Origin of the sequence: Diaphorobacter sp. LR2014-1, assembly GCF_002916785.1 — a bacterium.
GTDB lineage: Bacteria > Pseudomonadota > Gammaproteobacteria > Burkholderiales > Burkholderiaceae_C > Diaphorobacter > Diaphorobacter nitroreducens.
The window spans coordinates 13031-37513 of record NZ_MTBE01000018.1 but is presented as its reverse complement, the minus strand read 5'-3'; the positions used below and the strand labels follow the sequence as shown (position 1 = coordinate 37513).

The window sequence follows — 24483 nt, the reverse complement described above, 5'->3', positions numbered from 1 at the left end:
CACCCGATCTGCGCAGTGTATGCGCGAGACACCGATATGTGTTTGCTTTATTTGCCGCGTTTACCCTGATGCGCGAAAGCTTCTTTCTTAAAACAATCCAAAAATGGAAACCTTGGACAAATACGACATCGCCATCCTGCGCGAGCTGCAGGCCGAGGCGCGCCTGACCAACGCCGAGCTGGCGCAACGCGTAGGCCTGTCCGCTGCACCGTGCTGGCGGCGCGTACGCGCCCTGGAGGAAGCGGGCTACATCCGCGGCTATCACGCGGAAATCGACCGCCACAAGATCGGCCTGGGCGTACTGGCGTTCGTGCGCCTGGACGCCGAGCGCAACACCGGCGACCTGACGCTGGCCATGGAGCAGGCCATCGCCCAGATCCCCGAGGTGGTCTCATGCCACTACATCAGCGGCACCGGCACCTTCGAGCTGCAGGTGGTGGCGCGCGACCTGGACAGCTTCTCGCAGTTCGCACGCACCGTGCTGCTGAACCTGCCCAACGTGAAGGACATGCACACCAGCTTCTCGCTGGGCGAGGTCAAGGCAGGCGGCGCGCTGCCGTTGGCGCACCTGGGCCCGGTGCGGCCCGTGGCGCGTGGCGCGTGGCGCCGCAGCGTAGGGTCACTCCTAATTCAGTAGCTGGCGCCTATTTCCCCATAAGGGTTTGACCGCATTTTCATTGCAACCGGTGCCCGGGCGCCACGATCCCAGCAACCCGCTGAAGCCGGCCGCGCATCGGGGCGGCGTTGTTCCAGCGAGGTCAGACTCCAGCGCGTTCAGGGAACATGACGCCAACGGCCATCGCGCCTGGCGGTCCTTCTCGTGGTGTCAGGCAGATGGCACACTCGCATTTTTTTACGCACCGCTGGCTGCATGAGCAGTCACACTTGAGCGACGGGCCTCTCGCCCTTTCACCTTCCCATGCAAGACCGCCTGAAATGGACGCAGTCCGCGCTGGTACGAATCCTTCGCCCCGCGGTCAGGCTGGCGTTGGCGATGGGACTGAAGCACGCCCAACTCGAAGAAATCCTGAGGGACCTGCTGCTGGAGGAGGCGCGCCACCTCTGGCGCAGCCAAGGCATTCCCGACCCCAACCTGAGCCAGATCTCGGTCACCACCGGTCTCAATCGCAAGGACGTGACCGCCAGAGTGCGCCAAGTACGCGATCCTTTGCCTGCCACCGAAGGGGCGTCGGCCGCCAAGGCTTTCACGGCCTGGTTGCAGCTGGCCGCCGAGGAGCCCAGCCGGCGCCGCCTTCCTATTGTGGACACCGGCCATGGCCCCTCCTTTGAACTGGTGGCGCGTCTCGCCACCCGCGGCGATGTGCACCACAGAACCCTGCTGGAGGAGCTTCAGCGCCTGAATCTGGTCAGGGGGCTGACGGGCGACGGCGAAGGCGAGGTGGAACTGGTGGGCGACGGCTTCATCCCGGCCACCAGCCTGCGGGACATGCTGGCCTTCACCGGGGACAATGTGCGGGACCATCTGCTGGCCGCCGTCAGCAATACCTTGGGGCAGCAGCCCCGGATGCTGGAACGCTCCGTCTATGCCTCGGGCTTGACCGTGTCGGAGTGCGAACGCATCCACCAGTTGGCACGGGAACATTGGGATTCCGTGCATTACCGCCTGGTACGGGAAATGACCCAAGCCCATGCCTCTGCGGCAGGCATGGGAACTGCACGCATGCGCGTAGGGGTGTATGTCTACCATGAGGACGAGCCGCCGGACGTGAAGCCGACCACCCGTGCAGGCTCTGCAAGGCGCAGGAAAAAAACATGAGGACTGGGATATACGCGCTGATGACCACGCTGGGGCTGGTGCTCGCAGCCTGTGGAGGCGGCGACGGCGTGGGCTCGGGCGGCACCGGCATCGCCATGTCTTCCGTGGCCATTGGCAGCGTCGACAGTCTCGGCGAATCACCCAGCGGGTCGTACATGGTTGTGAACGGCGTGCGCTTCGATATCAGCCACGCCCAGGTGGAAGTGGAAGGCGTCTCGCAGGAAGACGCCAATGGTCAGCAAGGCCTGAAGAGCGACCAGAGCAGCCTGAAACCTGGCATGACCGTGCAAGTGAACGGCACCCTCGATACCGGATTCAGCACGGGTACGGCCGCGCACGTACTGTCGATACCGGAGCTACGGGGGGCGGTGGATGCCGTGGACGCGGCGCTGGGGCGCATCGAGGTAATGGGTGCGCGGGTATATGTCGATGACGAGACCGTGCTCGACGGGCTGTCCGGCTTGGCCGCCTTGCAAGTCGGCCAGATCGTGCAGGTACATGCGTTGCCCACCAGCAGTGGGCTGATGCGCGCGACCCGGCTGCAGCTGACCACCGCCACGCTCCCCTCGGTACAGCCCGTGCTGTGGGGCAGCGTGCAGGCCCTCGATACGGTGGCCCGCCGGTTCCAGTTGGGCACGATGCAGATCCAGTATGCGCAGGCTGCCTTTTTGAACGGTCTGGAGGCGGGCATGCTGGACAACGGCATGCCGCTGTATGTGCATGCAGCCCAGGCACCGTCCGGCAACGTGCTCGTGGCCCGCGTGCTGCGGCCAGCGCACAGCCTCTCACGCCAGGCAGACGCGCCCGTCGTGCTGGAAGGTGTGGTGACGAACTTCGCCTCTGCACAATCCTTTGCGCTGCAAGGCACGGATATCGATGCCTCGGGCGCGCAAATAACCGGGGGGCGGGCTGATGACATCCGCAACGGCGCAACGCTGGAAGTGGCGGGCCGGATGTCTGCCAACGGCGTGCTGGTCGCGCAGCGGATACGCGTGCGGCAAAGGGCTGTAGTTGACCCTCCATCCGCGTTGCCTCCTCCCGCAAACACCAACGGCAACGGGAACGGGAATGCCGGAGGCAACGGCAACGGCAACGGGAATGCCGGAGGCAACGGCAACGGCAACGGGAATGCCGGGGGCAACGGCAATGGGAATGCCGGGGGCAACGGCAACGGCAATTCCAACAGAGGCTGAACACCGTTTCGCACCCGCCGGGATTGCGGCCCCGGCGCAGCAAGCGCGCCGCATTCCCGTCACAATGGCCACACATGCCGCCCCAGCCCCTCCAAGACAGCGGACCGCTGAGTTCACCACCCACACCTCCAGGCCCCGACGCGGCCTCCGCCGCCGCCCACACCGCCGAGGCCGCCGCCACAGCCGAGTTGCAGCACAGCGCGGCGCAGCGTGCGCCGCAGTCGCCCTTCGCGCCGCTGTCGGTGCCGGTGTTCCGCATGCTGTGGCTCACCTGGCTGGCGGCCAACACCTGCATGTGGATGAACGACGTGGCCACCGCCTGGCTGATGACCACGCTGACCGATTCGCCTGCCCTGGTGGCGCTGGTGCAGACGGCCTCGACGCTGCCCGTGTTCCTGCTGGGCCTGCCCAGCGGCGCGCTGGCCGACATCCTGGACCGGCGGCGCTATTTCATGGTCACGCAGTTCTGGGTGGCGGCCGTGGCGGTGGTGCTGTGCGTGGCCATCCTCTGGGGCGGGCTCAACCCCTACCTGCTGCTGGCGCTGACCTTCGCCAACGGCATCGGGCTGGCGATGCGCTGGCCGGTGTTTGCGGCCATCGTGCCGGAGCTGGTGAACCGCCAACAGTTGCCCGCGGCGCTGGCGCTCAATGGCGTGGCCATGAACGCCTCGCGCATCATTGGCCCGCTGGTGGCCGGCGCCATCATCGCCAGCGCGGGCAGCGCCTGGGTGTTCGTGCTGAATGCCGTGCTGTCGCTGGTGGCGGGTTTCACCATCATGCGCTGGCGGCGCCAGCCCATGCCCAACCCGCTGGGGCGCGAGCGCCTGACCAGTGCCATGCGCGTGGGTCTGCAGTTCGTGCGCGAGTCGCCCCCGATGCGCGCCGTGCTGTGGCGCATCTCGATCTTCTTCCTGCATGCCACGGCGCTGCTGGCGCTGCTGCCGTTGGTGGCGCGCGACCTGCAGGGCGGCGGCGCGGGCACCTTCACGCTGCTGCTGGCCTCCATGGGCGCGGGCGCCGTGAGCGCTGCCATGTTCCTGCCGCGCCTGCGCCAGATGATGTCGCTGGACCAGCTGGTGGCGCGCGGCACGCTGCTGCAGGCGCTGGCCACGGCCGTGGTCGCCATTGCGCCCAACGTGTACGTGGCGGTGCCGGCCATGCTGGTGGGCGGGGCGGCGTGGATCACCACCGCCAATTCGCTCACGGTGGCCGCACAGCTGGCGCTGCCCAACTGGGTGCGCGCGCGCGGCATGTCCATCTACCAGATGTCCATCATGGGCGCCACGGCCGTGGGCGCGGCGCTGTGGGGGCAGGTCGCCGCACTCTCCAGCGTGCACATGAGCCTGGCATTGGCGGCACTCACCGGGGTGCTGGTGATGGCGCTGGTACAGCGCCTGGTGAGCAACCGCCATGGCGAGGAGGACCTGAGCGCCTCGCGCGCCTTCCAGGCACCGCGGGCCGACAGCCCGCCCGCCGCCGGCCTGCGGCTGGTGGTCAGCATCGAATACTTCATCAACCCCGCGCGGGCGGCGGAATTTCGCGCCGTGATGCAGGAAAGCCGCCGCGCGCGCCTGCGCCAGGGCGCCTTGAGCTGGGAGCTGCAGCATGACATCGCCGACCCGCGCCGCTACGTGGAGCGCGTGGTGGACGAATCCTGGACAGAGCACCTGCGGCGCTTTGACCGCGTCACCGCCTCCGACGTGGCGCTGCGCGACCGGCGCTTTGCCTTCCACGTGGGCGACTCGCCGCCCGTGGTGTCGCGCTACGTGGTCGAGGGCGAATGAATCACTACCATATTGATAGCTTGTAACGCTTGTTTTACGGGCATTTCAGCATTAATTTGTATTGAAAGCAGCACAAATCAAGCGCGAACAGCTTCCAAATCAATAGCGCTACCGCGGCCACAACGCCCATAGGCGCAGGCCCTGCTTCAGGCGCCCGGCAATCTCGCCCGCCTCGGGGCCCCAGCCGGTGAAGTAATCCGCGCGCACCGCGCCCAGGATGGCGCTGCCCGTGTCCTGCGCCAGCACCAGGCGCGACAACTGCGCCGTGGGGCCGCTGGAGGCCAGCCACACCGGCGTGCCGTAGGGGATGCTCTGGCGGTCCACGGCGATCGAGCGCCCCGGCGTGAGCGGCACGCCCTGCGCGCCCTTGGGCCCGAAGGCGGCGTCCAGCGCGTCCAGCGGCTCCTCGCGAAAGAACACGTAGCGCGGGTTGGACCACAGCATCTCGTTCACGCGCTGCGGATTGGCCCGCACCCAGGCGGTGATGCCGGGCCAGGTGGCGTCGCGCACCAGGCCCTGGTCCAGCAGCCACTTGCCCACGCTCTTGTACGGCTGGTCGTTGGTGCCCGCGAAGGCCAGGCGCACCAGGCGCACGCTGCCGTCCGCCTCCTGCACGCGCAGCCGGCCCGAGCCCTGGATGTGCAGCACCATGGCTTCCACCGGGTCGCGCACCCAGGCGATCGCGCGGCCGGCCAGCGCCGCCTGGGCCTGCGGCAGGGTGTCGATCTGCTGGCGCGTGTACCAGGGCTTGCGCGCCGCCAGATCGGCCGGGGGTGCATACAAAGGCACGCTGAAGCCGTTGCCCGGTTGGCGCGCGGCGTCCAGATAGGGCTCAAAGTAGCCCGTGAGCAGGCCGTCGGCCGCTCCGTCCAGCGACTCGACGCGGTAGGGCTGCAGGCGCTGCATCATCCAGCCGCGCTGCTCCTCGGGCGACGCGATGCTCAGGCGGCGCACATCGCCGCACAGCGGCGCGAACGCCGGCGCGGGGCGCTCGCAGCTGCGCAGCCAGGCGTTCCAGGCCTCGTGCAGCGCATCGCCCTCAAACCCCGGCAACTCGCCCCAGCCCACGGGCACCCAGCGGCTCTTGGACTGCGTGAGCGTGCCCGGCACAGGCACCGGTACAGTGGGCGCGGCGGGTGGCTGCACGGACGGCACGCTGGGCGTCACGGGCGCCGGAGGACGGGTGGAGCACGCGGCCAGCGTTCCTACAATCAGCGCCGATACCACCAGGCGCAGGAGACGAAGATTCATGGGGCTGATTTTGCTTGAAGCATTGCTTGCACTGGTGCTCCTCGTGGGCATTGTCTGGTGGACCATGTTCAGCGGCCGCAAGGGCGGCGAGCCGCCAGCGGCCCCCAGCGAGCCCCCCTCACGGGACGACGCCCCGCGCAACGGCTGAGGTCGTTCTCGGGTTGTGGCCTGGCATCTGCGCGGCCCATCGAACGCAGGCCGATCGGCCCCAGGCCGCGCACGCGCGTTGCGCCGCGTCCTACAGACGAGGCTCCGCTGGATTGCTACGCTGCTCGCACTGGCCCAGCCGCCCGCTGGAGGGCTGCGAGCCGACCGAGCAACAACAAAGGAGTTCTCTCATGCGCAAACCTCTCCTCATCGGCAGTCTCGCGGTGGTCATGCTGGCCACAGGCTGTGCCAACATGACCGACACCCAGCGCCGCACCGCCACCGGCGCCGGCGTGGGTGCGCTGGGCGGCGCAGCCATCGGCGCCATGACGGGCGGTCATGCGGCGCAGGGCGCCGTGATCGGCGCGGGCGTGGGCGCCCTGGGCACCTACATCTGGTCCCAGCACATGGAGCGCCAAAAGCAGGACATGCAGGCTGCCACCCAGGGCACCGGTGTGACGGTGACGCAGACGCCGGACAACCAGCTCAAGCTGGACATCCCGAGCGATATCTCGTTCGCCACCAACCGTTCGGACATCCAGCCCAACTTCCGCCCCATTCTGGACCGCTTTGCCGAGGGCCTGCGCAACAATCCGAACACCGAGGTGCGCATCGTCGGCCACACCGACTCCACCGGCAGCGATGCGATCAACAACCCGCTGTCGCTGGACCGCGCCGAGAGCACGCGCAACTACCTCACGGCGCGTGGCGTGAACGGCAACCGCATCCACGTGGAAGGCCGTGGCTCGCGTGAACCTGTGGCCTCCAACGACACCTCCGACGGGCGCGCCCGCAACCGCCGCGTGGAGATTTATGTGGGTGAGCGCCAGGGCCGCGGCTGATCTGCGGCGGGCCGTCGGCGCGGCAATCCTGCCCGCCGACGATGTGAAGACGAAGACGACGCGCGCCCGCAAGGGCCCGCGTCTTTTTTTACGCCGGTGGCGCGGCGCGCAGCAGGTTGGCAAGCTCCACCGCCGACTTGACCTGCATCTTGTCGAACACGCGCGCGCGGTGCACCTCCACCGTGCGCACGCTGATGTCGAGCTGATCGGCGATGAGCTTGTTGGGCAGGCCTTCGACCACCAACCGCATCACATCGCGCTCGCGGTCGGTCAGGTCGGCCAGCCGGTCCTGCAGTTCGTGGCGCGCGCGGCAGGCCTCGATGTGCCGGGCCGACAGCTCCAGCGCTGCTTGAATGCGGTCCACGAGCTGATTGTCGGAAAACGGCTTCTCGCAGAAGTCGAACGCGCCGCGCTTGACCGTGGCCACGGCGGTGGGCACGTCGGCGTGGCCCGTGAGGAAGATCACCGGCATGCCCGCGGTGTCGCCGCGCTCCACCATCTTGTCGAACAGCGCCAGGCCGCTCATGCCGCCCGGCATGCGCACGTCCAGCAGCAGGCAGCAGGGCTGGCGCTGCATGAGGCCGCTGGCGGTGCGCTCGGCCAGCATGGTCTCGAACGCTTCGGCGCTGGCGAACGCCTCGCTGAGCACACGGCGCGAGCGCAGCAGCCAAGCCAGCGCCTCGCGCACCTCGGCGTCGTCGTCCACGATGTACACAGTGGCGTTGGAGGCGGGTTCCATCAGGGGTCGGCTTTCTGAAATGCGGGCAGGGTGAAAGTGAATACCGTACCACGCGGCTCACGCGCCGCATGGTCCAGAAAGCCCCCATGCTGCTCCACCACGGTGCGGCACAGGCTCAGCCCCAGGCCCATGCCCTCGACGCGCGTGGTGTAGAACGGCGTGAACAGGCGCTCGGCCACGTCCTCGGGAATGCCCATGCCCATGTCGGCCACCGAGAACTCCAGCCAGCTGTTGGACGCATTGGAGGCCGCGCGCCGCACCCGCAGATCGAGGATGCGCGGATGGATCTGCGGGTCGTCCATGGACTGCATGGCGTTGCGCGTGAGGTTCAACAGCACCTGCTCGACCATGGTGCGGTCGCACAGCGCGGGCGGCAGGCCGTCCTCGATCGACAGCACCACGCGCACGCCCAGCTTGCGCGCCTGCAGCCGGATGATGGGCAGCACCGCGTCGAACAGGTCCTGCGCGGTGACCGGCTCGCTGGTCTGGTCGCGGCGCCGCACGAAGTCGTGCACGCTCTTGATCACGCGACCCGCGCGCTCGGCCTGCGCTGCAATGCGCTGCACGCCCACGCGCACGTCCTGCAGGTCCTGGGGCGACGGCAACTCGGCGCCCGGCGCCGGCTCCAGCAGGTTGAGCGAGCCGTTGGCATAGCTGGAGATGGCCGCCAGCGGCTGGTTCAGTTCATGGCTCAGCAGCGATGCCATCTCCCCCACCGTGGCCAGGCGTGCCGTGGCCTGCAGGCGCTCCTGCGAGGTGCGCGACAGCTCCTCCACGCGCCGCTGCTCGCTCACGTCGAGAAACGAGCCCATCCACCCCGTGTGCAGGCCCTGTGCGTTGATCAACGGCGCTTCGTAGATCATGACGGGAAAGCGCGTTCCGTCCCTGCGCATGAAGGTGGATTCGTACCCTTCGCGCGGCGGGTCGAGCCGGCCCGACATGCGCACCACCTGCCGCTCCGCATATTCCTGCGCGTGCTCGGGCGGCCAGTAGGGCAGCGGCGACGTCTGGCCCACCAGCTCGGATGCGGGAAAGCCCACCATGTCGCAGAACGCCGGGTTCACATAGGTGATGCGGCCGTTGAGGTCGCGCGCACGCAGCCCCGTGACCAGCGAGTCCTCCATCGCCTTGCGAAAAGCCAGCGCGTCGCCCAGGTCGCGCTCGGCGCGCAGGCGGCGCCGGTTGTCGCGCACCAGCACCACCAGCACCGACACCAGCGCGATCGACATGGCCGTGACCAGGGCCGTGAGGACGTTGGGAAACACGCTGGGCGCGGCGTGCCAGCCGTCCATGCGCAGCACCAGGGTGTTGCCCGGCAGGTCGAACAGCTGCTGCGCCGTGAACATGCGCGAGCCGCGGCGCAGCGCGCCCACCAGCGCCAGCCGCGTGCCGTCGGCCTCGGTGAACGACACCTCCTGGGTGCGCTGCAGGCTGGGCGCCACCAAGTCCTGCAGCACGGTCTGCAGCGCGTAGGTCGCCACCAGGAAGCCGCGCACGCGTCCGTCCTGGATCAACGGCAGGCAGACCTCCATCATCTCGGCGCCCATGCCGTCGGGCAGGGGCTGGAAATAGCTGCTGGAGTACGACGGGCCGGTGATGCGCCGGGCGTTGGTACAGGCCAGCATGGTCTCCGAATGCGTGCCGCTGCGCGTGGTGGCGTCCCACGGCAGGGGGCGATAGGGCGACTCCGCATGTGCGCGCAGCAGCAGCTGCGTGTCCCGCCATTCGATGCGCACCAGCTCGCGGCGCGTGCTCAGCAGCTCGGCAGCGCGCGCCTCCCACGCGGCCAGGTCGGGGTCGCCCGCCTGCAGCGCCTGCAGGTTCTGCAGGTTGTGCGCGAAGGCGTTGCGGATGTCGGCCACGGCGTCGGCAGTGTCACGTTCCAGGCGGCTTTGCACCTGGCTGGCCTCGTAGCGGCCAGCCAGCCATACCTGGGTGACCAGCATGCCCGCCACCAGAGCCACCAGCAGCGTCCACAGGGACCAGCGCCGCCACGCACCCACCCAGCGGCGCCACCGGCGGGGTACCTTGTCCTGGAGCCCGTCTTCTGGCGCCGAAGGGGGCAGCAGCGACTGCGGGCCCTGCTGCGGGCCCGCAGCACCCCTGTCCCGTCCGCCCGCCGGTCCGCCGCGCTCCACGGTGCCGCCCATCAGAGCACGCAATGCTCAAGCGCCGGCAGCTGGCGGCGCACCTGGCGCAGATGCGCCGCATCCAGCGTACCCAGGACCACGCCCGCGCCCTCGGGCTGCTGGGCCAGCACGCTGCCCCAGGGGTCCACCAGCATGCTGTGGCCCCAGGTGCGCCGGCCGTTCTCGTGCGTTCCGCCCTGCGCCGGCGCCAGCACATAGGCCAGGTTCTCCACGGCGCGCGCACGCAGCAGCACCTCCCAGTGGGCCCGGCCGGTGGTGTAGGTGAAGGCGCTGGGCACCAGCAGCAGGTCGGCACCCGCGCGCGCGTGCTGGCGGTACAGCTCGGGGAAGCGCAGGTCGTAGCACACCGACAACCCCACGCGCCACACGTTGCCATCCCGCGCCGGCAGGGCAAAGCGCACGCTCTCGCGCCCGGCCTGGATCACGCGCGCCTCATCGAAGCATTCAGTGCCGTTGTCGAAGCGGAACAGGTGGATCTTGTCGTAACGCGCCACGCAGTCGCCCGCGGGCGAGAACACCAGCGTGGTGTTGTGCACGCGCTCTTCGCTGTCGCACACCAGCGGCAGCGTGCCGCCCACCACCCACAGGCCCAGCTCGCGCGCCGCTTGCGCCAGAAACCGCTGGACCACGCCGTCGCCCATGGTTTCGCGCAGCGCCAGCTTGTCCGCATCGGCCAGGCCCATGGCGCAGAAATACTCGGGCAGCACCGCCAGCTCCGCGCCCGCCTGCGCGGCCTGCTCCAGCAGATGGCGCGCCTGCGCCAGGTTGGTCTGCAGCGCGACGCCCGAGACCATTTGCAAGGCTGCGACTTTCATGGTTTGTCTCCTGATGCCGGTGGAACGGCAGGGCTCGCTGCGCCTTCCGGCGCAGCGCTTTTGCGGCGCTGGATGCGCTCCACACGCGGTTCTGACCAGGTGCCGTCGATGCGGAATTCCTGCGTGGCGGCCTGGATCAGCGGGCCGCGCAGGAAAACCTGCGCGAGGAAACTGCCCAGGCCAATGACGGGGTTGATCGCCGTGGCCACGAGGGAAGCCGTCATGGCGTTGATTTCGGGCACGACCACCACGTGCAGGTCCTGCGTCTCGCGTTCGATGTCGGCGCTGCCTTCCATGAGCACGGCGGCATTCACGCCCTTCATCTGCAGATTGTTGGTGGTGGCCACACCGTTCTCGATGCGCATGTCGCCACGCACGAAGTCGAATGCGAAGCCTTCGCTGAACACGTCGCGGAAGTCCAGCGCGAAGCGCCGCGGCAGGGATTGCAGGCTCAACACGCTCAGCAGCTTGGCCAGTCCCGGGTCGGCCTGGAGGAACTGGCCTGCCTCCACGTTCACGTTCATCTGGCCGCTCATGGTGCGGTAGTCGGGTGACAACGGCGAGCCCAGCCAACCCACCTGGCCCCCGATGCGTCCCTTGCCGTGGCGCACCACGCCGTCCATGCCAAAGCGTGCCAGCAAGGCGCCGCAATCGCGGATGTCCAGCTCGAAGTCCATCACCGTGCGCCGTTGCGCCTGCGCCCCGCTGCCCACCAGCGCCCAGTGGCCCTGCGAGGTCAGCACGGCCTCGGGGGCGGTCAGATTGAACTTGGACAGGCGCCACTCGCGCTGGCCGCCCTCCGTGCCGCGGTTGCGCGCCTCGATCTCGATGCGCCCCAGGCGCCGTCCGCGCAACTCGAAATCCTCCACCACGATGTCCAGCGCCGGCAGCGTGCCCGGTTCGCGCGCATCGAGCAGCGCGTTGACCTGCGTCTCGGCCATCTGCGGAATGGCCAGCCGCGCCAGCCGGGCGTGCAGCAGACCCTGGGCCGCATCGGCACGCGGCGCGGACGCGCCGGCAGGGCGGTACTCCAGGTACCCGTCCAGCTCATCGGCATCCACGTTGGCACGCCACACGGCGCCCTGCCGCGACGCGCCCACCACCACGTCGTGCAGCGTGCGCCCATGCAACGTGAGAGTGGCGGTACGCACGGCCAGGCTGGTGGGCAGGTAATCAGTGGTCAGCGCCTCTCCGGAGGGCGCGGGTGCCGGCACTACTGCCTGTGCCTGTGCCTGTGCCTGTGCCGACGGTGCCGAGGGCTCCTGCAACAGCGCCGTCCACGCATCCACGTCCAGCGCACCCAACACGGCGTGTGCCGCGACACCCTGGGCGGGAGGCGCGGGCATCTGCGCCGGCGGCACGCCGATGGCGAGCGCGCCGCGCAGCACGCGCGCCTGCGGCCCGTCCAGTGCGCGCAGGTAGTTGAGCCTGCCCACGTCGCCCAACTCCAGCGTCAATTCGTCCTGCAAGGGCGCGGTATCCGAGGCTGCGGCCTCGGGCGTCAAGCGGTTCTCGAAGCGCACGGGCAACGGGGCCTGCGCTGCCTTGCCCAGTGGCGCGGGCGCCGTCAGCGAAAGACCGACGAGGTCGCTGGCCACCTGCAGTTCGGCCACTCCCCGCCGCACCCCCACGGCCACCGTGTAGGCGGCGCTGCCACTGGCGCCGCGCACCAGCCGCGACACCAGGCCCAGCTGCTGTGCCTCGCGCAGACCCTGGGCGGTGGCTGTGCCGCGCGCACGCACGCGCACCGAGGACTCTCCAGCCCCCGCCGGCGCCGCATTCATGCCGCCTTCCAGCCGTACCTCGCCCCCCAGGGCGCGCCCCTGCACGCCAACCAGCGTGAAACCGCTCTGGCTGAACTGCACCACGCCCCGGGCCGCGTTCACCAGGGGCGCCTCGGGCACAAAGTGCACGTCGTTGCCCGCCAGGGTGACGCTGCCGCGCACGGTGGACTGGTCGATGTGGCTGATGGGCAGCGTCAGGCCCAGCTGCAGTTCGGCCACGCCGGTGGCGGCGGCCCGGTCCAGCGCCCCCTGCGTAAGCCGGGAGATGGGCGAGGCGCTCACCAGCGCCAGCATGTCGGGCAGCGGGCCGCGCACGTCGGCCCCGACCACCACTTCGGTGTGCTGCAGGTCCGCGATCTTCGCGTTCACTTTCTGCACCCGCAGCGCGGGATACCCGGCAAAGCGCCCCGTGGCGTTGCGCACTTCCATGCCCGCGCGGTCAAACACCAGCTCCCCCGACAGTGCCGTGAGAGCCGGCCAGGGCCGGTCGCCCGCGTGCAACAGCGCCGGTGGCACATAGCCGTACGTCACGTCCTTGACACGCGCTGCGATGTGGAATTCGCCCTCGCGCGGAACATGGCCATAGGGAAAGTCGTGCAGGTCGCCCTTCACGCGGAACTGCACCTGGCTGGCGGTCCCCGCAAGGATGGCGTCGCGCACATAGTGCCGCGACTCCGCTGGCACGGTGAGCGGCAGGTAGCGATGCACGCGCGTGCCATCGGCCCGCGACAGCGTGCCCGAAAGGTCCAGCACCCCCGGAAAGCGCGCGCGCGCAGGCGACGCCGCAGGGTCGCCCGTGTGCCAGCTCAGCCGCGCCTCGCCCTGGGCGTCCGCATTGGCAAAGCGCAGCTGGCTGGTCTGGACCGCGATGCGCTCGCCCTCGATCTGCCAGCGCACCCCCGCTTCCAGCCGCTGCACGGGCACTACGGGCTCTTCAAACACGCCGGGCAGGCGCAGAGTCCCGTCGGCCATGGCCAACTCGGCCTGCCCCCCCGCCTGGGTGAGATCGAAAGACACCTGCGCACCACTGAGGCCGGCGACGGTAGGCACGGCGTCGTCCGCCGCCAGCGCCAACCCTGCGACCTTGCCGCGAACCTGGTACTTCTGCGGCTGCGCCAGCGGCCCTTGCCATTCGGCCCGCAACTGCTCCACCAGACCGCGCGGCGCATAGTCGCGCACCGCGCCGTGCACGGTGTCGCCCAGGGGCAGCCGGCTCGCGATCTGCGCCAGGGCGGCCAGGTCCAGCCGGTCTGCCTGCAGTTCGCCACGCTCTCGGCCTGCCTGGCCCTGTCCGCTGTGGCGCAGCGCCAGATTGCCGCCGGGCCAGCGCAAGCCATCGTCGGCCACGAACTGCAGATTCTGGGTGGACAGCTCAAAGCCGTGGTCCAGCCAGCGACCGCCCACCCGCCCCGTCACCGTGCGCAGCGCCAGTGGGCGCAGGTTCTTGCCCAGGGTAGCGTTGACCTCGTCGAGTGCCATGTCCACCGTGCCGCCGCCGATCTGGCCGCGCTGCACATCCACCCACGCGCGCACGGCGCCCCGGCCCTGCGCGACCTGCAGCCCCTCCAGATCGGCGTGCCGGTGCAGGCGCGACACGTCCACGCGCGGGAAGTGGGCGAACAGCTCGCCGCTCCAGCGCTGCCAGTCGCCGCTGTGCGTGGACAGCAACGGCTGGCGGAACTGGCCGCGCAAGGTGAAGGGTGCGCCCCAATCGGCGGGTGGCGTGGCGTCCAGGCGCACCTGGTGGCGGCGCGCGCTGTTGCGCAGCACCACACTCACCTCGGTGAGCGCCAGCGGCTCGGCGCCACGCAGCTCGTCGGTCCAGCGCAGCGTGCCGCCGCGAATCGCCACCTCGGCCTGGGAGAACAGCCAGTCGGCCGCCGCACTGTCGCCCTCGGCGCTGTCGCGGAAGGCCAGGCCCGCGATGACGATGCGCCCGTCGCGCTCACGGCGCATGTCCAGCTCGGGGCCTTCGATATAGATCTGCTCGAACCCAAAGCGCAGCAGCGAGCGCGGCGACAGCGCCACCACCACGCGCGGCAGGCGCAGCGCCTCGCGCCCCTGGGCGTCCAGCAGGGCCACGTCCTTCAGCTCCACCGAGGGGATCAGCCCTTCGCTGCGCGCGCTGATGGAATGGATGCGCACAGGTACCCCCAGTGCCCGTTGGGCCTGCTGTTCCAGCTGCGGACGGAAGTCGCCGATACGCGGCACAATCCAGCCATGCAGCCCCCCCCAGGCGGCCGCCAGCAGCAACCAGAAGGTCACCAAGGCGACCAATCCCCATCGCGCACACCCCGCCACGAGTTTGAGAAGGCGGGAGGGATGGGGCGGAGACTCTGTCATGGCGGGCGAAACGATGGCAGGAATTATGACCCGCACATCCCCTGAGGGTTCAGCACCCCACGGTGTCGTTATGTACGGCCGCGCCCCGGCGTGGCCCGCGAGCGCACCGAGCAGCCCTTGCCATGCAGATGCCTTCGACTGATCCCGTGACCGCCGGCAGCCCGCCGTCGGAATATTCGCGCTTCCACCAGCGCCTGCACCGCCGTTACCAGGCCGAGCTGGCGCTGCTGCCCCCGGGCGCGCCCACCCGCGAGACCATGGCCCAGGCCTGCGACGCCCTGCTGGCGCGCGGCCACGACCTGGGCGCGGCGCTGCGCATCCTGCGCCAACTGGTGATGGAGCGGCTGATCACACTGGATTGCGACCAGGCCGCGCCGCTGTCCGACATCACCCTGGCCGTGACCCGGCTGGCCGAGTTGGCACTGGACCGCGCCTGCCGGCACGCCCGCGCCGAGCTGGACACCCGCCACGGCGCGCCGCTGGGGCCCCAGGGCCAGCCCGTGCAGCTGTGGATCGTGGGCATGGGCAAGCTCGGCGCGCGCGAGCTGAACGTCTCCAGCGACATCGACCTGATCTACGTCTACGAACACGAGGGCGAAACCGCCGGCCAGCCCGACGGGCGCGGCAAGCTCTCCAACCATGAATACTTCGCCCGCGCGGTCAAGGCCATCTACAGCCTGGTGGGCGACACCACCGAGCACGGATTCGTGTTCCGCGTGGACCTGGCCCTGCGCCCGCACGGCAACTCGGGGCCACCGGCCGTGTCGCTGGCGTCGCTGGAGGAATACCTGCTGGTGCATGGCCGCGAATGGGAACGCTTTGCCTGGCTCAAGAGCCGCGTGGTGGCGCCGCTGGACTGCCTGGGCATGCCGAACGTGCAGGCGCTGCGCGGCGTGGTGCTGCCCTTCGTCTTCCGCCGCTACCTGGACTACAGCGTGTTCGATGCACTGCGTTCGCTGCACCGCCAGATCCGCGACCATGCCGCCAAGCGCAGCGCCGGCCACCCCGAGCGCGCCAATGACGTGAAGCTCTCGCGCGGCGGCATCCGCGAGATCGAGTTCACCGTGCAACTGCTGCAGGTGGTGCGCGGCGGCCAGTTCCCCGAACTGCGCTGCCGTCCCACGCTGGAGGCCCTGGAACGCCTGGCCCGTGCCGGCCTCATGCCGCAGGAGACGGCCGAGCAGCTGGCGGCCGCCTATACCTTCCTGCGCCGCGTGGAGCACCGCATCCAGTACCTGGACGACCAGCAGACCCATGTGCTGCCCACGCGCGACGATGATCTGGCCTGGATCGCACGCACCCTGGGCCTGAACTGCTGCGACTTCCTGCGCGCGCTGGACACGCACCGCGAACTGGTGGCCCAGGAGTTCGACATCCTGCTCGGCGGCACGGGCCACAAGCAATGCAGCAATGGCGGATGCGGCGGCCCGCGCGCCGCAGCGGCTGCGTCGCCCGCCCCCGACCTGGAGGCGCTGCTGGAGCAACTGCCCGCCAAGGTGCGCGAGCGCGTGGCCGAGTGGCGCACCCATCCGCGCGTGCAGGGCCTGCGCGATGAGGCGCGCGCGCGGCTGTTTCGCATCGTGCAACGCACCGGGCGCTGGCTGGCCGAGGGCCAGGTCAACGAGGACGCCGCCGTGCGCCTGGTGGGCTGGCTGGAGCCACTGCTGCGCCGCGAGAGCTACCTGGCGCTGCTGCTGGAGCGCCCCTCGGTGCACGAGCATCTGCTGCACCTGCTGGGCGCCGCCAGGTGGCCCGCGCGCTACATGATGCAGCACCCCGGGGTGATCGACGAGCTGGCGGGCGACGCCCTGCTGTCCGAGCGCTTCGTGCCCGCCGACTTCGAACGCGAACTGGGACTGCGCCTGGCCGCGCTGCAGTCCACGGGAGAGGACGACGACGAGAACCTGCTCGACCTGCTGCGCCGCGCCCACCATGCCGAGACCTTCCGCACGCTGGCGCGCGACGTGGAGCGGCGCATCACCGTGGAGCAGGTGGCGGACGACCTGTCCGCGCTGGCCGACAGCGTGCTGCGCGTCACGGCCGAGTGGTGCTGGGGCCGGCTGCGCAACCGCCACCGTGAGCAGCCGCAGTTCGCCATCATTGGCTACGGCAAGCTGGGGGGCAAGGAACTGGGCTACGGCAGCGACCTGGACATCGTCTTCGTGTTCGACGACGACGACGAGCGTGCCCCCGAGGTCTACGCCGCCTTCGCGCGCAAGCTCATCAACTGGCTCACCGTGAAGACCGGCGAGGGCGACCTGTTCGAGATCGACACCGCCCTGCGGCCCAACGGCAATTCGGGCCTGCTGGTGACCAGCTTCCAGGCCTATGCCGACTACCAGCAGCAGCGCGGCAGCAACACCGCCTGGACCTGGGAGCACCAGGCCATGACGCGCGCGCGTTTCGTGATGGGCAGCGAAGGCCTGCACGCGCGCTTCGACGCCGTGCGCCAGGCCGTGATCACCGCGCCGCGGGATGCCGCCGCGCTGCGCAGCGAGATCGTCGCCATGCGCGAGCGCGTGCGCAGCGCCCACCCGGCGCCTGCGGACCAGTTCGACGTGAAGCACAGCCCCGGCGGCATGGTGGATGCCGAGTTCGCCGTGCAGTACCTGGTGCTGGCGCACTCCGCGGCGCACCCCGAGCTGCAGGGCAACGTGGGCAACATCGCGCTGCTGCAGCGCGCCGAGGCCGCTGGCCTGTTGCCTGCGGGCGTGGGCCGCGCCGCCGCCGACGCCTACCGCACGCTGCGCCACGTGCAGCACCGCGCGCGGCTCAACGAAGAGCCCACCCGCGTGCCGCCCGAGACGTTGGCCGCCGAGCAAGGCGCCGTGCGCGCGCTGTGGCGCGCCGTGTTCGGCTGAGTCGGCTACGGCATTTAGCTATATTTTTCATAGCTATTAGCGCTTACCCATAAAGCGCAAGGGGCACTTTTGATACATGGAATTTCCATTCGTGCGCAGATGTAGCGCCCCGTAAAAATCAAACAAACGTTTGATTCATCGCGGTCTAATGCGCCGCGATGACGAGGCCCGCCCCCTCTCGCCCCCCCGCCCCGGCGCCCCCGGCGACAGCCCGCCGCCGGCGCGCACCCGGCTGCTGATGGCGGCGCTCAAACTGTTTTCCGAACAGGGCTACGCCAAGACCTCGATCCGCGCGATCGCCGCCGAGGCCCAGGTCAACGTGGCCTCGGTGAGCTACTACTTCGGCGACAAGGCCGCGCTGTACGCGGCGCTGTTTTCCGCGCCCTTCGGCTCGCTGCAATCGCTGGTGCCCGACTTCATGCGCCCCGGCCTGTCCCTGCGCGCCGCGCTGCACTGCTTCTACCAGGGCGCGCTGGGGCCGCTGCACGACGGCGAGATGGCACGCCAGGTGGTGCGGCTGCACATCCGTGAAATGCTGGAGCCCACGGCGCAGTGGCAGATCGAGCTGGAAAAAGACGTGCGCGCACCCAACGAGGCCATGGCCGCGCTGCTGTGCCGGCACCTGGGGCTGCCGCAGGCCGACGACGACCTGCACCGCCTCACGCTCACCGTCACCGGACTGGCCTTTCAGCTGTGGAGCCATCAGGAAGTGGTGTGCGCCATGCAGCCACAGCTGCTCGCATCCCCGGCGGCCGTGGACCAGTGGGCGGAACGCCTGGCCGACTACGCCATGGCCATGGTGGCCACCGAGCGGCGCCGGCGCACGCGCTCTCAGCCTGCCGCCCCTTCGGCCCCGGCCTCGCCCTCCCCTTCGACCTCTTCCACCCCCCGCCGGCGCACCGCCCGCAGGTCTACCGCACCATGAAGCGCCCCGTCCTCCAGCGCCTTGCGCTTTCCACCCTGCCCCTGGCACTGGCCGCCTGCGCCGTGCAACGCCCGCCCGCGGCCGTGCAGGCACCCGCACCCGCCGCCTGGCACGCACCGCTGCCCCACCAAGGCAGCGTGGCCGATCTGGCCGACTGGTGGCAGCGCCACAGCGACCCGCTGCTGGGCGCGCTGATCGTGGACGCACAGGCCCTCAGTCCCACGGTGGCCGAGGCCGGCGCCCGTCTGGCACAGGCCCGCGCGCAGCAGACGGCCGCACGCGCGGCGCTGTTGCCCAGCCTGGACGCGCAGGCCAGCGCCAGCCGCGGCTTCAACGAGCAGGTGCGCGGCGTGGCCACCACCGCGCAGGCGGGGCTGCAGGCCGGCTGGGAGATCGACCTGTTCGGCCGCAACGCCGCCGTGGCGGACGCCGCGCGCGAGCGCCTGGCCGGTGCGCAGGCGCAGTGGCACGAGGCCCGCGTTTCCGTGGCGGCCGAGACGGCTCTGCAGTACAGCAATTGGCACCACTGCGCGCGCCAGTTGCAAGTGGCGCAGGCGGATGCGCGCTCGCGCGGCGAAACGGCCCGCCTCACGCGCGAGAGCGAACGCGCCGGCTTCACCGCCCCCGCCACTGCCGCGCTGGCCACGGCCAGCCAGGCCGACAGCGCGGTGCGCGCCGAGCAGCAGCGCCTGCAGTGCGAGGTGATCGTCAAGACACTGGTCGCCCTCACCGGGCGCGACGAGCCCCTGCTGCGCTCGCAGCTGGCTGCCGCGCCGCCGCTGCACCCGCCCGAGCAGTTGTTCAGCATCGACGGCCTGCCCGCGCAGACGCTGGCGCAGCGGCCCGACGTCTACGCCGCCGAGCGCGAGGTGGCGGCCGCCAGTGCCGAGGTGGGCGACGCCCAGGCGCAGCGCTACCCGCGCCTCACGCTCAGCGGCACCATTGGCCGCGGGTTGGTGCGCGCCGCGGGGGTGCAAGCCACCAGCAACAGCTGGTCCATCGGCCCGCTGGCCGTCACGCTGCCGCTGTTCGACGGCGGTCGCCGCGCCGCGCAGGTGGATGCCGCCCGTGCGCGCTACGACAGCGCCGCGCAGGCCTACCGCGCGCAGGTGCGCCAGGCCGTGAGCGAGGTGGAGCAGGCCCTGGCGCGGCAGGACAGCACCGCGCGCCGCAGCACCGACACCCGGCGCGCCGCCGAGGACTACCGCCGCTCCTTCACCGCCACGCAGGAACGCTGGCGCGCTGGCCTGGCGAGCCTGGTGGAGCTGGAGGATGCCCGCCGCACCGCCCTCGCCTCGGACACCGCCGTGGTCGCGCTGGAGCAAGAGCGCATGGCCGCCTGGGTGGCGCTGTACCGCGCGGCCGGCGGCGGCTGGACGCCCGAGGCCGACGCGCCGGCGGCCCAGACCTCCACGCAGGCGGCCACCACCCCCCCTTCTTCTTCGCACTAATTCCTTTTCGACCGCCATGCCGCGCCTGACACCGACCCGCACCCTGATCGCCCTGGCTTTGCTGGGGCTTGCCGCGACCACCGCCGTCCTGCTGGGCAGCGGCCCCACCCATGCCGAGGACTCCGCACAGGCCGAGGGGCCGCGTCCCGCCCTCACCGTGGCCACCACCCAGCCGCAGCGCGGCAACGTGACCCAGCGGCTGCCGGCCAACGGCAACGTGGCCGCGTGGCAGGAGGCCAGCATTGGCGCCGAGGTGAGCGGCCTGCGGCTGACCGACGTGCGCGTGAACGTGGGCGACACGGTGCGCGCCGGCCAGGTGCTGGCCACCTTCGCGCCCAGACCATCGAGGCCGACGTGGCCCAGGCCCGCGCCAGCCTGCTGGAGGCCCGCGCCGCCCAGGCCGAGGCGCAGGCCAACGCCGACCGCGCCAACACCCTGAGCGCCTCGGGTGCGCTGAGCCAGCAGCAGATCCAGCAATACGCCACCGGCGCGCAGACCGCGCAGGCCCGCGTGGCGGCGGCACAGGCGGCGCTCAACGCCCAGCAGCTGCGCCTGAAACACACCCAGGTATTGGCGCCCGACAGTGGCGTGATCTCCGCGCGCACGGCCACCGTGGGCGCGGTGGTGGGTGCGGGCACCGAGCTGTTTCGCATGGTGCGCAAGGGCCGGCTGGAGTGGCGCGCGGAGGTCACGTCCAGCGAGCTGCCCCGCATCCGTCCCGGTGCCAAGGCGGTGGTGACGGCCGCCAGCGGCGCGCAGGTGGAAGGCACGGTGCGCATGCTGGCCCCGACGGTGGACCCGCAGACGCGCAATGCGCTGGTGTACGTGGACCTGCCGGCGCACCCCGAGATAAGGGCGGGCATGTTCGCGCGCGGCGAGTTCCTGCTGGGCGAGCGCGACGCGCTGCTGGTGCCCCTGTCGGCCGTGGTGGTGCGCGACGGCTTCTCGCACGTGTTCGAGGTAGGCACGGACTCGCGCGTGGCCATGCACCGCGTGCAGACCGGTGCGCGCAGCGGCGAGCGCGTGGCCATCACCTCGGGCCTGGCGCCCCAGGCGCGCATCGTGGCGCGCGGCGGCGCCTTCCTGAACGACGGCGACCTGGTGCGCGTGCAGGCTGCTCCTGCCGCAGATTCAGCACCAAAAGAGGCTGTAGCGCCAGCCCCTCAAGCGCAAGCAGCTAGCAAATAAGGAGCGACCATGAACCTCTCCGCCTGGTCGATCCGCAACCCCATCCCGGCGGCCATGCTGTTCGTGCTGCTCACGCTGGCCGGACTGCTGGCCTTCCGGTCCATGAAGGTGCAGAACTTTCCCGACATGGACCTGCCCGTGGTCATGGTCACGGCCTCCCTGCCCGGCGCGGCGCCGGGGCAGCTGGAGAGCGACGTGGCGCGCAAGATCGAGAACGCCATCGCCACCACCCAGGGGCTCAAGCACATCACCTCCACGCTGACCGACGGCACAGCCACCATCGCGGCCGAGTTCCAGCTCGAAAAACCCGTGCAGGAGGCGGTGGACGACGTGCGCTCGGCCGTCTCGCGCGTGCGCTCCGATCTGCCCGCGGACCTGCGCGACCCCATCATCACCAAGCTGGAACTGTCCAGCCAGCCCATTCTGGCGTTCGCCATCGCCTCGAACCAGCTGGACGACGAGGCGCTGTCCTGGTTCGTGGACGACACCCTCACGCGCCGGCTGCTGGCCGTGCCCGGCGTGGGCGCGGTCAACCGCGTGGGCGGCGTGGCGCGCGAGGTGCGCGTGGCGCTGGACCCGCTCAAGCTGCAGGCGCTGGGCGCCACCGCGGCCGAAGTCTCGCGCCAGCTGCGCCAGGTGCAGGTGGAAAGCGCTGGCGGCCGCGCCGAGCTGGGCGGGGCCGAGCAGCCGCTGCGCACGCTGGCCACGGTGCAGACGGCGCAGGAGATCGCGGCGCTGGAGATCGCGCTGTCCGGCGGTCGCCATGTCCGCCTGGACCAGGTGGCCACCGTGACCGACACCGTGGCCGAGCCGCGCACCGCCGCGCTGCTGGGCGACAAACCGGTCATCGGCTTCGAGGTCTCGCGCAGCCGCGGCGCCAGCGAGGTGGAGGTGGGCGCGGGCGTGCAGCGCGCGCTGGACCAGTTGATGGCCGAGCACCCGCACCTGCAGCTCACGCGCACGGTGGATTTCGTGGACATCGCGCAGGACGAGTACGACAGCTCGATGAAGCTGCTGTACGAGGGCGCCATCCTCGCGGTGGTGGTGGTGTGGCTGTTCCTGCGCGACTGGCGCGCCACCATCGTGTCCGCCGTGGCGCTGCCGCTGTCGGTGATACCGGCCTTCATCGGCATGCACCTGCTGGGCTTTTCCATCAACATCATCACGCTGCTGGCGCTGTCGCTGGTGGTGGGCATCCTGGTGGACGATGCCATCGTGGAGGTGGAGAACATCGTGCGCCACCTGCGCATGGGCAAGACGCCGTACCAGGCGGCCATGGAGGCAGCCGACGAGATCGGCCTGGCCGTGATCGCCACCACCTTCACGCTGATCGCCGTGTTCCTGCCCACCGCGTTCATGAGCGGCATCGCCGGGAGGTTCTTCAAACAGTTCGGCTGGACGGCGGCGCTGGCGGTGTTCGCCTCGCTGGTCGTGGCGCGCCTGCTCACGCCGATGATGGCCGCCTACATCATGAAGCCCATGGTGGGCCACGAGAAGGAGCCGCGCTGGCTGGCCGCGTACATGCGTGCCTCGCACTGGTGCCTGAAGCACCGCGTCCTCACGCTGCTGGGCGCGCTGCTGTTCTTCGTCGGTTCCCTGGCGCTGATCCCGCTGCTGCCCTCGGGTTTCATCCCGGCGGACGACAACGCCCAGACCCAGGTCACGCTGGAGCTGCCGCCCGGCGCGAAGCTGGCCGACACGCGCGCCGTGGTGGCCCTGGCCACCGAGCGCGCCATGGGCGTGGGCCATGTGGAGAGCATCTACACCACGATCGGCGGGGGCTCGGCCGGGGCCGACCCGTTCGCCGGCGCGGGCGCGGGCGACCCGCGCAAGGCCACGCTCACGCTGCGCATGACGCCGCGGGGCGAGCGCCCGCGCAAGCAGGAGATCGAGCAGCGCCTGCGCGCCGCCATGCAAGAGCTGCCCGGCGTGCGCGTGAAGGTGGGCCTGGGCGGCTCCAACGACAAGTACATCCTGGCGCTGGCCAGCGAAGACCCGCAGGCGCTCGCGGCCGCCGCCCGCGCGGTGGAGCGGGACATCCGCACCATCGCGGGCATCGGCGGCGTGAGCTCCACGGCCAGCCTGGTGCGCCCGGAGATCGCCGTGCGCCCCGACTTCGCCCGCGCCGCCGACCTGGGGGTCACCAGCAGCGCCATCGCAGAGACGCTGCGCGTGGCCACCGTGGGCGACTACGACCAGTACCTGCCCAAGCTCAACCTGGCGCAGCGGCAGGTGCCCATCGTCGTGCGCCTGGAGGATGCTGCGCGCGAAGACCTGTCGGTGCTGGAGCGCCTCACGCTGCCCGGCGCGCACGGCCCGGTGCGCCTGGGCGAGGTGGCCGAGCTGTCGCTGGCCGGCGGCCCCGCGGTCATCAGCCGCTACGACCGCTCGCGCAACGTGAACTTCGAGATCGAGTTGGGCGAGCGCGGCCTGGGCGAGGTCACCGAGGCCGTGCGCCAGCTGCCCGCCGTACGGGGCCTGCCCGCCAGCGTGCGCCTGATCGACGTGGGCGACGCCGAGATGATGGGCGAGCTGTTCGCCAGCTTCGGCCTGGCCATGCTCACCGGCGTGGTGTGCATCTATATCGTGCTGGTGCTGCTGTTCAAGGACTTCCTGCAGCCGGTCACCATCCTCGCGGCGCTGCCGCTGTCGCTGGGCGGGGCGTTCGTCGCGCTGCTGCTGGCCGGCAAGAGCTTCTCCATGCCGTCGCTCATCGGGCTCATCATGCTCATGGGCATCGCCACGAAGAACTCCATCCTGCTCGTGGAATACGCCATCGTGGCGCGGCGCCACGGCATGAGCCGCATGGACGCGCTGCTGGACGCCTGCCACAAGCGCGCGCGCCCCATCATCATGACCACGCTGGCCATGGGCGCCGGCATGATGCCCATTGCCCTGGCGCTGGGCGGCGCGGACATGAGCTTCCGCTCCCCCATGGCCGTGGCCGTGATCGGCGGCCTCATCACCTCCACGGTGCTCAGCCTGCTGGTGGTGCCGGCGGTGTTCACCTATGTGGACGACTTCGAGCAATGGCTGCGCCACCGGGTACTGCGTCGTCCCCATGCGCGCGAGGCGCAGGCAGGCGAGGCGCGGGCACCCAGCTAGGGTCTAGGGCCTGTTCACACTATTTTTGCCAGATGCGTTGCGATCAAAAAGGGCCAGGCGCAAGGCGCCAAACGAAGCTGGGGTGCTACCCCAGCGAGGCTTGGCAACGCCGCGAATGGCCCTTTTTG

General features: G+C 70.4%; 15 protein-coding genes and 1 pseudogene. 11 read left to right on the top strand and 5 right to left on the bottom strand.

Annotated features, from left to right (window positions below; genetic code table 11):
* Positions 1 to 103: 103 nt before the first annotated feature.
* The 4 genes from BV908_RS13195 (at position 104) to BV908_RS13180 (ending at position 4754) form a co-directional block, all read left to right on the top strand.
* Positions 104 to 637, top strand: coding sequence for an Lrp/AsnC family transcriptional regulator (locus BV908_RS13195; protein WP_103738389.1), 534 nt, complete (start codon positions 104 to 106; stop codon positions 635 to 637).
* A gap of 282 nt (positions 638 to 919) precedes the next feature.
* On the top strand, positions 920 to 1777 hold the full coding sequence (locus BV908_RS13190; protein WP_103738388.1) for a DUF6502 family protein: 858 nt from the start codon (positions 920 to 922) through the stop codon (positions 1775 to 1777).
* A gap of 20 nt (positions 1778 to 1797) precedes the next feature.
* A complete protein-coding gene (locus tag BV908_RS13185) occupies positions 1798 to 2970 on the top strand; it encodes a DUF5666 domain-containing protein (RefSeq protein WP_246867508.1) in 1173 nt (390 codons plus the stop codon).
* 74 nt (positions 2971 to 3044) lie between these two features.
* Positions 3045 to 4754, top strand: coding sequence for an MFS transporter (locus tag BV908_RS13180; RefSeq protein WP_103738386.1), 1710 nt, complete (start codon positions 3045 to 3047; stop codon positions 4752 to 4754).
* 108 nt (positions 4755 to 4862) lie between these two features.
* On the opposite strand, the gene BV908_RS13175 is transcribed toward BV908_RS13180, so the two are convergent.
* Positions 4863 to 6071 carry an MltA domain-containing protein gene (locus tag BV908_RS13175; protein WP_162844526.1) on the bottom strand — a complete coding sequence of 403 codons (1209 nt, stop codon included), beginning with the start codon at positions 6069 to 6071 and terminating at the stop codon, positions 4863 to 4865.
* Here BV908_RS13175 and BV908_RS22460 point away from each other — a divergent pair.
* Entirely contained in the window at positions 6004 to 6153 is a 150-nt protein-coding gene (locus BV908_RS22460) for a hypothetical protein (protein ID WP_172751391.1), read from the top strand. The genes BV908_RS13175 and BV908_RS22460 overlap by 68 nt on opposite strands.
* Before the next feature lie 190 nt (positions 6154 to 6343).
* Positions 6344 to 6994: an OmpA family protein gene (locus tag BV908_RS13170; RefSeq protein ID WP_011807097.1), complete on the top strand. Its 651-nt coding sequence runs from the start codon at positions 6344 to 6346 to the stop codon at positions 6992 to 6994.
* 88 nt (positions 6995 to 7082) lie between these two features.
* Here the strand turns inward: BV908_RS13170 and BV908_RS13165 are convergent, their stop codons facing one another.
* Genes BV908_RS13165 through BV908_RS13150 form a run of 4 tightly spaced genes read right to left on the bottom strand, consistent with a single transcriptional unit; the run spans position 7083 to position 14825 of the window.
* A complete protein-coding gene (locus tag BV908_RS13165) occupies positions 7083 to 7733 on the bottom strand; it encodes a response regulator (RefSeq protein ID WP_011807098.1) in 651 nt (216 codons plus the stop codon).
* Positions 7733 to 9883, bottom strand: coding sequence for an ATP-binding protein (locus BV908_RS13160; RefSeq protein ID WP_103738384.1), 2151 nt, complete (start codon positions 9881 to 9883; stop codon positions 7733 to 7735). The genes BV908_RS13165 and BV908_RS13160 overlap by 1 nt, the downstream gene beginning before the upstream one ends.
* Entirely contained in the window at positions 9883 to 10698 is an 816-nt protein-coding gene (locus BV908_RS13155) for a carbon-nitrogen hydrolase family protein (RefSeq protein ID WP_103738383.1), read from the bottom strand. The genes BV908_RS13160 and BV908_RS13155 overlap by 1 nt, the downstream gene beginning before the upstream one ends.
* Positions 10695 to 14825, bottom strand: coding sequence for a YhdP family protein (locus tag BV908_RS13150; protein WP_103738382.1), 4131 nt, complete (start codon positions 14823 to 14825; stop codon positions 10695 to 10697). Before BV908_RS13150 ends, BV908_RS13155 begins: the two co-directional genes overlap by 4 nt.
* A 122-nt stretch (positions 14826 to 14947) precedes the next feature.
* Between BV908_RS13150 and glnE the strand changes: the two genes are divergently transcribed.
* From glnE to BV908_RS13125, 5 genes and pseudogenes are all read left to right on the top strand, one after another.
* Positions 14948 to 17686 (top strand): bifunctional [glutamate--ammonia ligase]-adenylyl-L-tyrosine phosphorylase/[glutamate--ammonia-ligase] adenylyltransferase, encoded by a 2739-nt coding sequence (gene glnE, locus BV908_RS13145; RefSeq protein WP_103738381.1) that lies wholly within the window; start codon positions 14948 to 14950, stop codon positions 17684 to 17686.
* A gap of 148 nt (positions 17687 to 17834) precedes the next feature.
* Positions 17835 to 18611 (top strand): CerR family C-terminal domain-containing protein, encoded by a 777-nt coding sequence (locus tag BV908_RS13140; protein ID WP_011807103.1) that lies wholly within the window; start codon positions 17835 to 17837, stop codon positions 18609 to 18611.
* The gene (locus BV908_RS13135; RefSeq protein ID WP_103738380.1) at positions 18608 to 20062 is read left to right on the top strand and encodes an efflux transporter outer membrane subunit; all 1455 of its coding nucleotides are present in this window, start codon (positions 18608 to 18610) and stop codon (positions 20060 to 20062) included. The genes BV908_RS13140 and BV908_RS13135 overlap by 4 nt, the downstream gene beginning before the upstream one ends.
* 16 nt (positions 20063 to 20078) lie before the next feature.
* Positions 20079 to 21250, top strand: a pseudogene (locus BV908_RS13130) (efflux RND transporter periplasmic adaptor subunit).
* 9 nt (positions 21251 to 21259) lie between these two features.
* Positions 21260 to 24355 carry an efflux RND transporter permease subunit gene (locus BV908_RS13125; RefSeq protein WP_015914591.1) on the top strand — a complete coding sequence of 1032 codons (3096 nt, stop codon included), beginning with the start codon at positions 21260 to 21262 and terminating at the stop codon, positions 24353 to 24355.
* The last annotated feature ends 128 nt before the right edge of the window (positions 24356 to 24483 follow it).

What these genes read in the sequence shown, in the direction of transcription:
- BV908_RS13195 (WP_103738389.1), top strand. Translation starts at nt 104, where the DNA reads ATGGAAACCTTGGACAAATACGACATCGCCATCCTGCGCGAGCTGCAG.
- BV908_RS13190 (WP_103738388.1), top strand. Translation starts at nt 920, where the DNA reads ATGCAAGACCGCCTGAAATGGACGCAGTCCGCGCTGGTACGAATCCTT.
- BV908_RS13185 (WP_246867508.1), top strand. Translation starts at nt 1,798, where the DNA reads ATGACCACGCTGGGGCTGGTGCTCGCAGCCTGTGGAGGCGGCGACGGC.
- BV908_RS13180 (WP_103738386.1), top strand. Translation starts at nt 3,045, where the DNA reads ATGCCGCCCCAGCCCCTCCAAGACAGCGGACCGCTGAGTTCACCACCC.
- BV908_RS22460 (WP_172751391.1), top strand. Translation starts at nt 6,004, where the DNA reads ATGGGGCTGATTTTGCTTGAAGCATTGCTTGCACTGGTGCTCCTCGTG.
- BV908_RS13175 (WP_162844526.1), bottom strand. Translation starts at nt 6,071, where the DNA reads ATGGTCCACCAGACAATGCCCACGAGGAGCACCAGTGCAAGCAATGCT.
- BV908_RS13170 (WP_011807097.1), top strand. Translation starts at nt 6,344, where the DNA reads ATGCGCAAACCTCTCCTCATCGGCAGTCTCGCGGTGGTCATGCTGGCC.
- BV908_RS13165 (WP_011807098.1), bottom strand. Translation starts at nt 7,733, where the DNA reads ATGGAACCCGCCTCCAACGCCACTGTGTACATCGTGGACGACGACGCC.
- BV908_RS13160 (WP_103738384.1), bottom strand. Translation starts at nt 9,883, where the DNA reads ATGGGCGGCACCGTGGAGCGCGGCGGACCGGCGGGCGGACGGGACAGG.
- BV908_RS13155 (WP_103738383.1), bottom strand. Translation starts at nt 10,698, where the DNA reads ATGAAAGTCGCAGCCTTGCAAATGGTCTCGGGCGTCGCGCTGCAGACC.
- BV908_RS13150 (WP_103738382.1), bottom strand. Translation starts at nt 14,825, where the DNA reads ATGACAGAGTCTCCGCCCCATCCCTCCCGCCTTCTCAAACTCGTGGCG.
- glnE (WP_103738381.1), top strand. Translation starts at nt 14,948, where the DNA reads ATGCAGATGCCTTCGACTGATCCCGTGACCGCCGGCAGCCCGCCGTCG.
- BV908_RS13140 (WP_011807103.1), top strand. Translation starts at nt 17,835, where the DNA reads ATGCGCCGCGATGACGAGGCCCGCCCCCTCTCGCCCCCCCGCCCCGGC.
- BV908_RS13135 (WP_103738380.1), top strand. Translation starts at nt 18,608, where the DNA reads ATGAAGCGCCCCGTCCTCCAGCGCCTTGCGCTTTCCACCCTGCCCCTG.
- BV908_RS13125 (WP_015914591.1), top strand. Translation starts at nt 21,260, where the DNA reads ATGAACCTCTCCGCCTGGTCGATCCGCAACCCCATCCCGGCGGCCATG.